Source organism: Bacillus sp. ISL-7 (assembly GCF_018613065.1).
This window is the reverse complement of the sequence record NZ_JAGGQW010000096.1, coordinates 19488-33365: the sequence shown is the minus strand read 5'-3', so window position 1 is coordinate 33365 and position 13878 is coordinate 19488. Positions and strand designations below refer to the sequence as shown.

14 protein-coding genes, 1 other RNA gene and 1 pseudogene are annotated in these 13878 nt (G+C 37.1%); 2 read left to right on the top strand and 14 right to left on the bottom strand.

Going from position 1 to position 13878, the window contains the following annotated elements; genetic code table 11:
* Window positions 1-121: 121 nt before the first annotated feature.
* The 5 genes from J7E66_RS30110 to J7E66_RS30090 form a co-directional block, all read right to left on the bottom strand.
* Window positions 122-1141 (bottom strand): patatin-like phospholipase family protein, encoded by a 1020-nt coding sequence (locus J7E66_RS30110; RefSeq protein ID WP_215007353.1) that lies wholly within the window; start codon window positions 1139-1141, stop codon window positions 122-124.
* Window positions 1142-2009: 868 nt separating this feature from the next.
* Entirely contained in the window at window positions 2010-2648 is a 639-nt protein-coding gene (locus J7E66_RS30105; RefSeq protein WP_215007351.1) for a bifunctional transcriptional activator/DNA repair enzyme AdaA, read from the bottom strand.
* An 88-nt stretch (window positions 2649-2736) separates the two neighbouring features.
* Window positions 2737-3450: a 2OG-Fe(II) oxygenase gene (locus J7E66_RS30100; RefSeq protein WP_215007348.1), complete on the bottom strand. Its 714-nt coding sequence runs from the start codon at window positions 3448-3450 to the stop codon at window positions 2737-2739.
* Between the two features lie 216 nt (window positions 3451-3666).
* Window positions 3667-3882 (bottom strand): helix-hairpin-helix domain-containing protein, encoded by a 216-nt coding sequence (locus J7E66_RS30095; RefSeq protein ID WP_215007345.1) that lies wholly within the window; start codon window positions 3880-3882, stop codon window positions 3667-3669.
* Window positions 3883-4019: 137 nt separating this feature from the next.
* Entirely contained in the window at window positions 4020-4190 is a 171-nt protein-coding gene (locus J7E66_RS30090; protein ID WP_215007341.1) for a hypothetical protein, read from the bottom strand.
* 194 nt (window positions 4191-4384) lie between these two features.
* Here J7E66_RS30090 and J7E66_RS30085 point away from each other — a divergent pair, with 194 nt between their 5' ends.
* Window positions 4385-4756, top strand: coding sequence for a VOC family protein (locus J7E66_RS30085; protein WP_215007338.1), 372 nt, complete (start codon window positions 4385-4387; stop codon window positions 4754-4756).
* A 197-nt stretch (window positions 4757-4953) separates the two neighbouring features.
* On the opposite strand, the gene J7E66_RS30080 is transcribed toward J7E66_RS30085, so the two are convergent.
* Together J7E66_RS30080 and J7E66_RS30075 are read right to left on the bottom strand one after the other, a co-directional pair.
* Window positions 4954-5088: a BA3454 family stress response protein gene (locus J7E66_RS30080; protein ID WP_215007335.1), complete on the bottom strand. Its 135-nt coding sequence runs from the start codon at window positions 5086-5088 to the stop codon at window positions 4954-4956.
* Between the two features lie 204 nt (window positions 5089-5292).
* Window positions 5293-5370: pseudogene (locus J7E66_RS30075) on the bottom strand (glutaredoxin domain-containing protein); the annotation flags it as partial.
* Between the two features lie 108 nt (window positions 5371-5478).
* On the opposite strand from J7E66_RS30075, the gene rnpB reads away from it, so the two are divergent.
* Window positions 5479-5862, top strand: an RNA gene (gene rnpB / locus J7E66_RS30070) — RNase P RNA component class B.
* A 320-nt stretch (window positions 5863-6182) separates the two neighbouring features.
* On the opposite strand, the gene J7E66_RS30065 is transcribed toward rnpB, so the two are convergent.
* The 7 genes from J7E66_RS30065 to J7E66_RS30035 form a co-directional block, all read right to left on the bottom strand.
* Entirely contained in the window at window positions 6183-6959 is a 777-nt protein-coding gene (locus J7E66_RS30065) for a 2-keto-4-pentenoate hydratase (protein WP_215007332.1), read from the bottom strand.
* A gap of 41 nt (window positions 6960-7000) precedes the next feature.
* Window positions 7001-7846, bottom strand: a complete 846-nt coding sequence (locus J7E66_RS30060; RefSeq protein WP_215007329.1) for an FAD synthetase family protein — start codon at window positions 7844-7846, stop codon at window positions 7001-7003.
* Between the two features lie 35 nt (window positions 7847-7881).
* On the bottom strand, window positions 7882-8346 hold the full coding sequence (locus J7E66_RS30055; RefSeq protein WP_215007326.1) for a flavin reductase family protein: 465 nt from the start codon (window positions 8344-8346) through the stop codon (window positions 7882-7884).
* 105 nt (window positions 8347-8451) lie between these two features.
* Window positions 8452-9270, bottom strand: coding sequence for an alpha/beta fold hydrolase (locus J7E66_RS30050; RefSeq protein WP_215007323.1), 819 nt, complete (start codon window positions 9268-9270; stop codon window positions 8452-8454).
* Window positions 9271-9397: 127 nt separating this feature from the next.
* The gene (locus J7E66_RS30045; RefSeq protein ID WP_215007320.1) at window positions 9398-10375 is read right to left on the bottom strand and encodes a catechol 2,3-dioxygenase; all 978 of its coding nucleotides are present in this window, start codon (window positions 10373-10375) and stop codon (window positions 9398-9400) included.
* Window positions 10376-10399: 24 nt separating this feature from the next.
* Window positions 10400-11602 carry an acyl-CoA dehydrogenase family protein gene (locus J7E66_RS30040; protein ID WP_215007316.1) on the bottom strand — a complete coding sequence of 401 codons (1203 nt, stop codon included), beginning with the start codon at window positions 11600-11602 and terminating at the stop codon, window positions 10400-10402.
* Window positions 11603-11922: 320 nt separating this feature from the next.
* On the bottom strand, window positions 11923-13755 hold the full coding sequence (locus J7E66_RS30035) for a XylR N-terminal domain-containing protein (RefSeq protein WP_215007313.1): 1833 nt from the start codon (window positions 13753-13755) through the stop codon (window positions 11923-11925).
* Window positions 13756-13878 lie beyond the last annotated feature (123 nt).

The window sequence follows — 13878 nt, the reverse complement described above, 5'->3', positions numbered from 1 at the left end:
TTACTATTTTCAGGATAGTTTAAGTACACTATTTCACAAACATAATCAAAGAGTAAAATTACTGATAAAAACATCTACCCCATACAAAAGTATCACCCTTTAAAACATTGATACGAGGGATTTATCCGAGTCCAATCTGTATCTGCTTATTTAGACTATCATCAATAAACTTTTTCGCTCGAGACACACCATCCTCGTAAAATTCACGGGTTTCCACAAAATATTCAAATAATCCACGATGAATTGTAGGCTGAATTGTTTGCACTTTAATCGATTTGTACTCTTTATACGGTTTATTTTCTGATTCTGGACGAACCAGCTTATTTCCGTATTCAATAAGTTTATTGATCCGAGAAATATCATTAAGCTCTGCATAAAGGGCATTTTTAAATAACATCTTCAATTTAAAGTCTTCGATATCAAAAAAGTTATCGATTTGGTCCAGAGATTTGCCTAGTGGCGCTGCTGTCACCAAAATAATCTCGTCGGCTACTACCAACGGAGACAAAACCGGATTATATTGATATGCTCCATCATACTCCCCTTTAAAGTCTCCATATTGAAGCAGCTGCAAACATGCTCTCACACCATCCGGAGTTATTGGTTTGACCTCAAAATTTCCCCTCTTAGTTAATTCCATTGTATCCCAAGCACGTTCGTTCACATACAAAACTGCCTGATCGTTATTAACATTATAGGCATTCATAATAATTCCCACTTCCTCATTGGTGGAAAAACAATTGGCGATATCATCAAAAAATTGTTGAGGAAATTCAGATTTGTAAATTTTGTTAGGGAAGCAGAAGTTGATCCATTCCTCCGATCTCAAGAAAGGCCAATTGTCAGACAATCTTTCAATAATGTTGAGGTAATTAGGAGAAAATTTGTTAGGAACGCCCAAGTATGCGTATTGCATGAATTTGAACAAAGTTGGGATTCCATTTTCTTCGGATTTAAAATACTCATCATAATGTTTTTCAATAGCATTAGTGTCTTTTTGCAAAAAATAATATGCTGACAATATGGCACCGCTGGTAGCTGAAATCAAATCTGGCTTAACCCCCTCTTTTCGAAGCGTTTGGAGTACCCCAGCCGCAAATGAGTTCATTCCCCCAATGCCTTGTAGAGCTAAAGCTAACATAGTGAACCACTCCCAATTTGAAAAAAATTGATCTTATCTAAATCTAATTCTTTACAAAGGGAGCGGATACCTTCTAGGTATTTAATATTTAACATATTTTTAATGTTAAGATAGTTAAGGATTTCCGTCCTTTTCAATTAAACTGCCCCTTTAGTGAAACAAGAAATGCTGCCAAAAAACAACCCGATCTTAAACTCTTGCACCCGTTAGATGAGGAACTAATTATGTATATCTTTAATTAGATTTCCGTCTTTATCGTAATATTTGTAACTGCTTTTATCCGTCGGAGGTAATTCAACCCAAGTAACAGACCCCTTATATGGGGTGAATTTTTTTCTAGTGAATTCCCATTTACATCCACTTGTAATTTAGCAATTTTATTATTGTAATTAGTAACAAACATAATTTTTGACGTTAAATGAATGAACATACTAAGTGATTCATTATTTCTAGATTCAATTCCCCTCAAAATATAGTTACCTTCCTGATTTTGAGGGAATTCGGCATAAGCTGGATTATACTTCGCCCCCCAAAAAATCTCTGCCCTTGTCCACTAAACTCCCGTTAGTCAAAAAAGAAAAGCTACCTCATTTAGCAGCATAAACATGAAGTACCGCAAAATAAACTTTTATTCTTTCTCGTCAGCTGGTCTTCTTTTATGTTTTTCATTTATGATTTTTAGACATATAATCACTTCCTGTTATCTTTACGGCTCAAACCCTTTCTGGCTCACATAAACCTGATTTTCCGGAAAGATGGCAATAATCACTCATTGCTGGATGAGAATTGTCTATCTAATCCAAAAGCAATGTCTTCATTTCTAATCCGCCACGGCAGCCGGTTAATGATCCATTCTTAAAGAGTTAGTTTATTCTTTAATTCCCTTTTCCATTTCCTCCATTTTACTCATTTGACGAAATTGTGCTGGTGTATGTCCGGTTTTCTTTTTAAATAAAGTAATAAAATAGGACGTGTTAGGCATACCTACACATATGGCGAGATCCGCAATCGCTTTATTTGTGTGAATCAAATACTCTTTAGCAGCGTTTAATCTCACCTGTTGGATATATTCAACTGGTGTGATGCCTTTAATTTTTTTAAACGTTCGATGCAAATGATAGGGACTCCCGTGAGCAATATTTGCTATTGTTTCTAGAGTTAATTTTTCTATGAAATTTTTATCAATGTATTCAGTGATAAGTGCCACCCACTCACTATCAGGCAATCTCTCATTAGTAGGCTTGCAACGTTTACAAGGGCGAAAATTTGCACGGAGAGCTTGTTCTGCGTTTAAAAAAATACGTACATTTTCTTTTTTTGGAATTCGAGATTTGCAAGATGGTTTACAGAAGATTCCAGTGGTCTTTACAGCATAGAAAAATTGATTGTTGTACGAAGCATCATTGTCTATAATTGCTTGCCACTTTTCATTTGTCATCATGTCCACGTCAGTCAAAATTCCATGTTCTTCACTCTCTTGTAATTCATTATTGATACGATCTGTCATTTATCTCACCTTTCCTTACAATATATCCCCTATAAATTCAGAATGTGCAATTCTAGGAATGAAATAGCAAGATATTAATATTTAATATTTATTTTGAATCATGAAAAATGATTCCAAGACCGTATCGTTCTCCAGAAGTAACCGTACTTACTCCGTGTCGAACCGTATTTTTGTAATACCCTTTTTTACCAAGAGCAGGTCTATGGTTACTGGGAAAGATTAGAGCACTGCCTTGTTCTAAAGTAATCACATGCCCTCTGCTCTGAGCACGAGGAATTTGTTCCACTAATAAGGACTCTCCACCCGTATAGTCATTATCCCGTTGATTTAATACAAATACTACTTGAAATGGGAAAAATACATCTCCATATAAATCTTGGTGCAAACAATTAAAGCCGCCTGTTTCATACTTTAAAATTAGGGGTGTCGGTCTAGTTTGTTCATATTCTTCACATGTTCTCAAAAATTCTTGAAGATGATCTGGAAACTGTTCTGGTTTCTTTAAATAACCCAACCATCGATTTGCTGTTTTGGCCAACTCTGGATAAAAGGACTCTCTTAAACTTTGGATGATTTCAGGTAATGGATAGGAAAAATATTTATACTCCCCATTCCCAAAGCGATATCTCGTCATATTGATTGTCGTTCTGTATGACTCTTCCTCACTATAAAGTTTAATGAAGAAGTCGCATTCCTCTTTTGATAAAATTGCTGGAAGCTTTGCAAACCCTTGCTCATCTAATTCGTTTTGAATTGAATCCCAATTTAAACTTTTTACACGTGTTTTTATATCTTGGACCATTTTTATCGCCTCCTATTTAGCTTTCTTGATGACTTACACTATAGCCTAATAAATAAAAAAAAATAAGGTGTTTAGAATGTAATAGCAAGATAACAAAGGGCCATGGTGACGATTCCTGTGGACTTAAAATAAACATCCTTTGAGCCATGAATGACCAAAATTGATTTTAATATAAACAAGCTCTGGACTCTTTAGGAAACAGAGTTCAGAGCTTGTTTATTTTCCAGCAAAAGATAATTGTTTTCCTTTAAGTGCTTCATTCAGTATTCTCACCGCTTTCGGTCCAACACCATGTAACTTCAATATTTCTGACTCTGTCACCTTTGTCAATTGATCAAGTTTATAGTAGCCAGCATTGATAAGAGCTCTTGTAGCAGGTTTACCAATATTGGGGAAATCATTTTCTAGTGGTACATTATTGAAATTGTCCATATTTTCTCCTTTCATTATAGAAGAACTAAATCTTTATTTTTTTACTTCGTTTCTCAGTAATATAAAAACTAAACCTATAAATAAAGAACTAAGGTATCGATTTTTACACATCCAATACAATTCCTTAAATAATCATATTAATGATGTTCCAGGAATTTAATGGCTGACCGAATAGACCGAATAAGTCTTGGTCCGATTAATTCAGCTATATCCAAAAAGATATCAAGGAATTCCCACCATATGGATTCCTTTCCTTCTTCTTTTCTCTTGTCTCTTCGGGATTTTTTTCTCTCTTTAAATGTATTCACCATACTCTCTCCTATCTCGTATCTATCTTTTTACCATTTTTAAAAGTTTATTTTTGCACATTATATTTTTGTTTGGCACGTGAAATAAACCACTTCTACTTTAATAATATGGTAAATGTTGTGAATTTCAAAGCACTCCTTTATAGTAAAAATAAATAAAGTTAATTTACAAATTAATAGATGGAGGAGTATATATGAAACTAGGAGCTTTTTCTGTAAGTTTAAACGTAAAGGACATTCATCAATCCAAGTTATTCTACGAAAAACTGGGTTTTCAGGCTTTTGGTGGTGAAATTAGTCAAAATTGGCTTATTATGAAGAATGAAAATTGCATCATTGGATTATTCCAAGGAATGTTTGAAAAAAACATTCTGACCTTTAATCCAGGATGGAATGAAAATGCCGAAAATCTTGAATCGTTTACTGACATTCGAGACATTCAAAAACAACTTAAGGCTGAAGGAATAAAAATGCTGACTGAAGCAGCTGAAACAAATGAAGGACCAGCACATTTTATCATTGAAGATCCAGACGGGAATCAAATTCTTGTCGATCAGCATCGATGAAAAAAGAGGAAATAAGGGCTGAAGAGTTTTAGTACCTTAAACTTCTATTATTTCTAAAACAGTATAATTCTTGATATGTAAAAAAGGTGCATTAATCCTTTTCTGGAATCATGCACCTTTTTGTTGAACTATGTGGACTAACCCTTTCCAATAAACATTGGATATTCCTTTTCTAAGTAGGTGGATAGCCGTTTTATTTAAATATCCCATTGTTTTTTGACTTGTTCTTCTGCGATCCGTTTAATTTTTTCCCATGTCATATCTTTTTCCGCTATGACATTGGTATGGTAATTCCGATTTTTATAATTTACTGTCACGAAAACTTCAAACATCAGTTTTCCCTCCTTTTAAAAAACAAATATTAATTAAATTTATTAAGGTTTTAATTTTAACTGTAAAGACTAAGCATTTTGCCCTTATTATTTCATTTTAATTGTTCTCTTTTTGCAATTCGGTGTACAAATAATTTCTTATCCTACGGGGCAGTTAATCTCATCGACTGTAAAGGGCTGAGATAAGATGTTTCTTTCCATTTACTCAATTTGATGCTCTTCAAACCAAGCTTTCGCTTTTTGGCAAGAACCACAACTCGGTGTCGTATACACAATCACCATACTTTTACACTCTCCTAAATATTCCATCACTGGAGCTAGCATCCTAATGACCATTTCATTTCTTTTATGATATATTTCTTATCGTAATCGATGAGCAAACAAACATGAAATGGTGAGTAATCGCGGCTCATGTTTACATGAGTTGAGGAAAGTCCAGGCTCGCCCGGTGCTGAGATGCCCGGAGTGTTCGTGCCATCTGCAAAGGTGGGCAGCAGACTTCGTATCTGCTGACGGCGGAGAAATCATGCTAAGTCCTCAAGGATATGCTGAGAGTAACCTGAAAGTGCCACAGTGACGAATTCTTCAGGAAACAGAAGAAATGGAACGGGTAAACCCCACGAGCGAGCAACCCAAACTTTGGTAGGGGCACCATCCTGCGGGAAATGAACCAAAGGGATGGATCGGTCTTCTAGACTGATAGTCATATGATTACACCTGTTGTGCGAGATTGGCATCGCTAGAGCACGCAGGAACAGAACCTGGCTTACAGCCATTTCATGCGCCGAATTCATCAACTGTTAGGGATATTATTCCCTTCGGGATTGTTCCATTCCTTAAATCTCTCGGTGCAGACATACCCCTGATCATTTTGCCTCACGGTACCCTGTAGTAAGTATTCCGCTGAAAATAAAAAAACATTCCTTACAAAATGTAAGAAACGTTGATAAATAATTTTTCTGAGCATAATCTGATACCAGTTGTCTGGGTCGAACCTAAATTCCAGTGAAGAAGATTTTGATTCGTACGCTTCTGCCAATTCTGCCACACCGGCATTATATTAAGCAGGTATGTAAAAAATAACCATTCGCAACCTAACCAAAAGATACCTCAACTTTTCCTAACTGGCTAAACTCAGCTGTAAATACATCTCCCTTTTGAGCTACAACAGCCGCCGATAGGGCTCCAGATAAAATGACTTCCCCAGCTTTTAAAGTAACATCGTATTCTGTTAGTTTATTTGCCAGCCATGCAACACATGTTGCTGGGTGACCTAACACATCAGCCCCTGTCCCTTTATTCATGATCTCACCATTTTTATATAGACTCATTTCGATTTTCGCTAAATCCATTCCATTTGGATCGAACCTTTGACCGCCTAAGGTGAACAGACCACAAGAAGCATTATCCGCAACCGTATCTTCTAATTTAATTTTCCAATCAGTAATACGGCTGTCAACAATCTCAATAGAAGGAACAATATATTCTGTTGCTTCTAGGACGTCTTCCATTGTAACAGCTGGCCCTTTCAAATCTTTTTTCAACACAAAAGCAAGCTCGGCCTCTACCTTAGGATTAAAAAGCGTTTCGATTGGAATGCTGCCACTATTCGGAATATCCATACCATCCAATAAATGACCGTAATCGGGCTGATCAACTCCTAATAGCTCCTGCATCGCAAACGAAGTTAACCCGATCTTTTTCCCAACGATTTTTTGGCCATCCTTCACCTTCTGATCAATACTTTTCATTTGAACTCTGTAAGCATCATGAATAGTGATATCAGGATACAAATCCGTAAGTGGGGCAACAGACTTTTTGTTTTTTTCAGCTTGAAGTAAATGCTTATAGGCTTCTACAATTTGAGCCACTTTTAACCCTTCTTTCTATTTATTATGGGTTTATTTTTCATCTATACAAATAAGGGACGACAAAAAGATTCATTCTTTTTCCCGGTTTGAACCTTTTCAGCCTTCATCCGCCGATTCCAGACGATGGTTAAGTTTCCTTCGAGCCATGATGGAATCTGATCTATATTAGTAAGCCTTACGTTTTTCTCGTTAACAATTACTTCGGTCTGCAAAGATTTGCTCTTATTCTTCAATGTCACATCATAGCTCCCAGGAGCAGGGAGTGTATAGTGCGAATATGGAGTTAAAACTGATCCAGCGCCTTCGCATTTTAATTCGTAAGAGTGCCCGATAAGATAGGGCAGCTCCTCGACATTCCCTTCTAACAGTTGTTGTCTGATACGAGTCGAACTGATTTTTTCCCCTTTGTACTCCACCTTGTCGACCGTAGTTACATCCATCCGACCTCCGGAATCTTGTTTCAATGTATCCATATTCCCTGCTCCGCGGCTGCCATACGAAAAGTCATATCCTGCTACTGCATGAATAACACCCAGATTGATCAAATATTCCTTAACAAATGCTTGAGGTGACAACTTTGCAAAGTCTTTATCGAACTCCACAAGAAAAAAAGTATCAACACCTAGTTCACTAAGCCTCTTTTCTTTTTCGGACTGAGACATTAAATAGTGAAAACATGCCTTTCCGCGGATGACCGTTTTCGGGTGAGGAAAGAAACTCATTACTGACAGTGAGACTTGCCTTTCCTTTGCTTCCTGCCATGCAGTTTGAATCACTTTTACATGCCCATGATGGAGACCGTCAAAACATCCAAGTGCCATAACATTTGAGGTTGCCATTTCCTGATAAGCAGCCAAATTTTCTTTACTTAAATAGATCGTTTCCATACAGTCTCCTTTCATGTTCCAATAATGAAGTCAGCTTATACTTCTGCCAATGCACGATATTTTCCGTTAAAGAACACAAGTGGTTCCTTCTCTTCAAGATGAATATCGGTTACTTTTCCAATAAACAAAGTGTGATCTCCTTCAACATGCTCCGCGGATACTTCGCAAGCCACCTGTGCGATCGCGCCTGCTAACACTGGTTTGCCATCTAGACGATCAAAAATAACTTCACGAGGTTCCTTGATTTGCCCCGCAAAAATCATCGATAGCTCCTGTTGATCAGCAGCCAAAAGATTCACAGTAAAGATCTTGCTTTCCTTTATTTTATTTAAAATTTTTGCCCTTTCTCCAATAGAAATGACAACAAGCTTTGGATCAAGGGATACAGACATGAAGGCATTTGCCGTCATACCATGTACATCCCCATCCAGTTCTGACGTAATCACAGTTACCCCTGTCGCGAATTTTCCCATTGCCGTTCGAAATTGGCGATCATCCATTTTTATGAACCTCCCAAGATTATTTTTATCAAATAGGAATATTGAAATTACGCATTTTACTTTTCGAAATCCTCCATTACGCGTGGGCTCATCTTTATGAGTTCATCATTTAATAAATCTTATAATATTCTCCACGAACGGCTCGGTTTTTTCGATTTGTGTCCAATGCCCGCACTCATTAAATACATGTAGTTCTGCATGCGGAAGCAATTCAATAAGACAATAGCTTGTGTCTGCAATGGGGATAACCTTGTCATTCAAGCCATGGAATAATAGTGTTTGTACGTTAATACTTTGAATTTGTCCATCGGTTAACGCCAATTCGTCCAGTTTTTGTTGGCGAGGCTCTGGGAACATGGCCGAAAATGCATCTTTTACCTCCGGTTCAATACTAGCTTCATAGCGAAGACGGACTAATTCTTCATTTTTCGCTGCTTTTTCATCGTACGAGAATAATTCAATTAATTCTCGCATGGACTCCAAACTTGGCTCATACCCCCAAACACGTTCTAATCCTTCAGAAATTTGGTGCTTAATGCCAACACTACCCATTAAAATTAATTTTTTCACAAGGTCCGGTCTTTGGTAGGCAACATGAAGTGCTAATGCGCCGCCCATTGAGTTGCCGACTAAGTGAACAGGCTCATCCGACACAGATTCAATAAAGCTAATTAAATGTTGTACCCACAATTCAACGGTATATTGATGATTGGGGAGTTTATCCGTTTTGCCAAAACCAATAATATCTGGTGCAAATACATGATAGGATTCACTTAAGCGTGGGATAATTAAGCGCCAGTTTGCGAAGGCAGATACACCTGGTCCTGACCCATGTATTAAAATAATTTTTTCTGCTCCTCTCCCTTCCTCATGATAGTGTGTATTAATCCCATTCACATCCATATATTTTGAGATAATCGTCATTACGCATTGCTCCTTTCATCTATTAATAAAGATAGAGGAAACTATTGAAAGCTTCCTCTCGCTTTTACAATCCATACATGGTGAGCTTGTCCATTGGAGAAGCTCACCTTTAACTATTCACCAGCATTTATTTTAATGGTGCAACTGCCTTTTGCTTCACTGGAGTTCCATATTCAAAGAACTCTTGTGGTAAATTAGAGCCGTACCAAATAATTGCATGCTCTAAATCTTTTCCTTTCCATTCAACCGTTTTCCAGTCTGGGTCAAAAATTTGATAACCCGTGTCACCGAATAATTCAACACGATTGCCCCCAGGTTCGATCACATATAGGAAGTAAGCCTGAGAGACACCGTGCTTGCCAGGACCTGCTTCAATTTTATACCCATGCTCCACCAATAATTCACTTACATCCATTAAATGTTGGGGATAGCCGTACCAGTAGCAAATATGATGTAATCTTCCTTTTTCAGCTAATGCGTCTCCCATGATGGCCACTTCGTGCACTAATGAGTTCGAACTTAACCATGCTGCTACATCTGTATTATCATCATTTAGAATACGTTCGCGCACTTTAAATCCAAGTGCATTTTCTAAGAACTCAACGTTTTTATTTGTTTCGCTCGCCAGGACATTCACATGGTCTAAGCGACGTACTGGTACTCCGCGACGCGGACGCCTTTGTGGACGGCTTAAGAGTGGTGTAGCTTGTTCCTTATTCGCTTTGAAATATTCAACCTCCCAAAGAATTTCCATTTTATGTCCATCTGGTGTGGTAAATTGATAGGCTGGTCCATGACCGACATCGCCTTCAATCCACCCCATTCCATAACCTGTCGCTTCAATTTCTCGTACCCTACGCTCTAGAGCTTGCGGAGAAGTGGCACGCCATGCCACATGCCCAAGACCCGCTTCATCATTTTTCGTAATGATCAATGTATGATGATAAAAATCCTCGTAAGCACGCATATAAACAGAATCACCTTGGCGGTGCGATTCTTCCATCCCTAAAATTTCTTTAAAAAACCAAACAGACTCTTCTACTTTAGGACTATAAATTTCAATATGTGCCAGATGTGCCACATCAAAAATAGGTTCTTTCATCATTTCACATTCCCTCCAAAGTTTTATTTACCAAATTGGGTTTCCTTTAAAGCCAAAGATTGACTTGCCATATGATGCCATTGCATCTTCGTAATGGTGCGTCGGATGAGAAGCTGCTGTCATAATGTCACGCACAAACAATTCGGTCGGTTGCCCTTTAAATACGGAGTTTCCACCTAAAGTTAGTAAAATACGAAGCGCCATCTCAGAAGTCGTTTTTGATATATGCCCACGAATCCCGAACAATCTTTCACGCTCTTCTTCATCCAATGTTCGAATGCGATTTTGTTGATAATACGTTATCCTTTCAACGTAATCATTTGCTAAGCCTTTTAAAGAACTTAATTGTAGTTTTAATTCCGCCAGTACGCGTTGACTACTAGCTGCTTCTTTTTCATTTGCATTATTGTTAAAAATACGAATCCGATTTTGTGTTTTTTCTTGGAAAATATCAATCAATCGTTCAATGCCGCCAATCTGAATAAATTGGAAGCCCATTAAGAACCATGGGATATAGGGTACATTGAAAATTTGATAGTCAGGCTCAAAATTACTATCTACTGGGCCTGCACCGTTAATGATACGTGTTGCATGGAAAATTCGATTCGGCGGTATGTAAACGTTGTCAACTTTCACCGCGTTACTTCCTGACCCACGCAAGCCCATTGCATCCCAGTTATGGACGATTTCCGCTTCCTCTTTATTCAAAATAAATAAACAATATTCCGGCTCTGTCCCATCCTTTAGCTTGGTGATTGCGCCTAGTCCAATCCAATCACTCCAAAGCACTCCACTACAGAAGTTCCATTGCCCTGAAAGGCGATAGCCTTCGCCATCTTCGATTACTTTCCCGACAGGGGCAAATACATCTGCCATTAAGCCACCATGTCCATACAATTCATCACGGCTTTCTTTTGGTAAAAACGCAACCCAGGTTTCATGAATAACAAAGAAATAACTTAACCATGCAGCGGCGATACTATGATTCGCGATCGTGCGGATCATTTCACCAAAAGTAAAGTAATCTAAATCTTGGCCGCCATATTCTTTTGGTCGTAAAAGTTTATGAAATCCAGCTTCTTTTATTTTTTCAATTACTTCATCTGGAAGCTTTGAATCTTGATCTGCCTTTAAAGCGTATTTTTCAGCTAATAAACCAACCTCCTTTGCCCTCCTAAGTAGTTCTTCTTTGTTGGGAGTCTTTTTAACTTCTAAAAGATTAACTGCCATATACCTTCCTCCTCTTAAGTAAACGTTTTCAAATTCTATTAAGCATCTGCTACTGATTTGAATTATAATATTTAGAATATTTTAAATATACCTACGGTAGATACTGAATTTAGATTGTTTTTAAAACGTTTCCTATTAAATATTTTCTTTATATATTTAATTGGATTGCGTAAATCATGATAAGTTTATATTTCTAGCCGTTACAAAAGAAAGGGCATTAGCTAGATAGTTTTTGTAAAATGATGAATCAAATAAACTTTTTTCATTATTTAACTACGAAAAAGCCTTGTCCATCAACAAGTAATGGGCAAGGCTTATAGTTACATCTCAATTTTTCCTTTTGCTTTTAAAATATTGATTGCTAAATAAAGTGTGAAGGCATATTGTGTATCATTAAGATCATGGTTTAAAATCTCACTAATTTTGGCCAGTCGATAGCGTAATCCGCTAATCGACATGGATAATTCCTTCGCAGTATCGTTAATACTGCTTCCATTATCTATATAGGTAAATAACGTTTTTATTAACTCAAATTCATTACTATCTACTTCTAACAACCTACCAATATGTTGATTCACAAAGCGCTCAATCAACACATCATCCTGTATTTGAAATAAAACACTTTCAATGCCTAGCTCTTCGAAGTAATTAACATTTTTTCGATTGTTTGTTGCACGTAATGCCGCCAATGTTTCATTGTATAGCGTGACAGTTTGTGAAAACTCCTGGACGACAGAGCTAACACCAACAGAAATCCTATATTTTGGGAAACGCCGTGAACAATGCTTTAACAATTGATCGATAAAAGTAGACTGTGATAGATGCAAACTTTCAAAAGTTGGGTACTCAATTAATATAATAATTTTGTTGAGTTTTTGTGAAACGATTGAATTGATCGTGCGCTCTTTCAAAAATAGATGAATATGATGAATCATTTCTTCATTAAACGCTATTTCATGTTCAATTTTTGGTTCCTTTACAAATCGTTCAAACGTTAACATCCAATAGGTCGAGGAAGGATTGAAATCTAAATAATAGGCAATTTTATACATTTCTTCCTTTGCTAATCGACCTTCCAAGATATCATTTAAAAAGCTCCGTTTAATCGTTTGCTCCGTAGTAACTTTTATACTTTCATTCAATAATATAAGCGAAGACGTTATTGCTGCCTTTTCAATAATCATATAATCAAGCTCATTCGGCTGATTCTCTCCTGTAAAAACAAAAGAACAATAGCCTTTAATTTGCTGTCCATAAAAAATTGGGGTACGTAACAAAGAAAGCTTTTCTGAATAACGTACAAATGTAGTGTTCGAATCTCTAAATGTATTTAACGTAAGCTGATTCGGAAAGTTTCCTGATTTTACAATGATTTGATTATATTCATCTTCAATAAAGACGGCTAAACCAGTCGTTTCAAATAAAATATCAACAACTTTTTGTAACCCTTGGTTCGACAGTAGTTCCTCAATTAATTGCCGGTGTATATCGCTCGCTTTACTTAAATGGTCCCGCTCCATTTTTAATTTCGCTGTAATTTCATCTAGTTCCTTGATCATGCTATTCGCTTGATAGTAACTCAGATCACTCGTAATTTCTTCTCCCCATTTTTCTATTGGCATACAAATACATTTGCATTGCTCGTGGCCCATCGCGCGACATTCTACTTCCTTAACAAGGATTGGCTGTTGCAACACTTTTGACAGGTAAGCGCTTGCATATCCGCACAAGGTGTGACAAACAGGCTCTTCACTAAGGCCTTTGGCTTTTAAATATTGAGACGCTTCAAACGTATTAATCCAAAGGACTTCAATAAAATTACATTTCTTTTTCTCATCAAAGCTCATTTCCAAAATTTCCACTTTATCTAAGTAACCATGCAACTTGTGAAATTTAGGACCTGCATTTACCAAATCCATCTCATCGTCCCATTGCAGCGACATGGCTTTTTCCGCATCACTCACACCACAATGCCAGCCGTAGCGAATAAATACGCCCCTTGTTCGTTCCTCGCCAATGACGGTAATGAGCTCATTTTTCAAATTTGTTCTTGCTTCAATAGGGATTGTAATAATTCGTTCATAAAATTCATTCAAAACTGTTTCTTTAGGTAATTCAAAAGCATCTTTTATGTGCATTTGGTTAAAACTCATATTTGCTCGACCCCTTAGTCTGTGCTCCTGAAAAAGTGCCTGTCCCACTCGAAATTTGTAGCATTCGACAAGTGACAGGCACCTTTTAATTTTTAGCGTTTAAATACGAATCTATAGAATCCT

What these genes read in the sequence shown, in the direction of transcription:
- J7E66_RS30085 (WP_215007338.1), top strand. Translation starts at nt 4,385, where the DNA reads ATGAAACTAGGAGCTTTTTCTGTAAGTTTAAACGTAAAGGACATTCAT.
- J7E66_RS30035 (WP_215007313.1), bottom strand. Translation starts at nt 13,755, where the DNA reads ATGAGTTTTAACCAAATGCACATAAAAGATGCTTTTGAATTACCTAAA.
- J7E66_RS30055 (WP_215007326.1), bottom strand. Translation starts at nt 8,346, where the DNA reads ATGGATGATCGCCAATTTCGAACGGCAATGGGAAAATTCGCGACAGGG.
- J7E66_RS30040 (WP_215007316.1), bottom strand. Translation starts at nt 11,602, where the DNA reads ATGGCAGTTAATCTTTTAGAAGTTAAAAAGACTCCCAACAAAGAAGAA.
- J7E66_RS30110 (WP_215007353.1), bottom strand. Translation starts at nt 1,141, where the DNA reads ATGTTAGCTTTAGCTCTACAAGGCATTGGGGGAATGAACTCATTTGCG.
- J7E66_RS30095 (WP_215007345.1), bottom strand. Translation starts at nt 3,882, where the DNA reads ATGGACAATTTCAATAATGTACCACTAGAAAATGATTTCCCCAATATT.
- J7E66_RS30045 (WP_215007320.1), bottom strand. Translation starts at nt 10,375, where the DNA reads ATGATGAAAGAACCTATTTTTGATGTGGCACATCTGGCACATATTGAA.
- J7E66_RS30105 (WP_215007351.1), bottom strand. Translation starts at nt 2,648, where the DNA reads ATGACAGATCGTATCAATAATGAATTACAAGAGAGTGAAGAACATGGA.
- J7E66_RS30100 (WP_215007348.1), bottom strand. Translation starts at nt 3,450, where the DNA reads ATGGTCCAAGATATAAAAACACGTGTAAAAAGTTTAAATTGGGATTCA.
- J7E66_RS30080 (WP_215007335.1), bottom strand. Translation starts at nt 5,088, where the DNA reads ATGTTTGAAGTTTTCGTGACAGTAAATTATAAAAATCGGAATTACCAT.
- J7E66_RS30060 (WP_215007329.1), bottom strand. Translation starts at nt 7,846, where the DNA reads ATGGAAACGATCTATTTAAGTAAAGAAAATTTGGCTGCTTATCAGGAA.
- J7E66_RS30050 (WP_215007323.1), bottom strand. Translation starts at nt 9,270, where the DNA reads ATGACGATTATCTCAAAATATATGGATGTGAATGGGATTAATACACAC.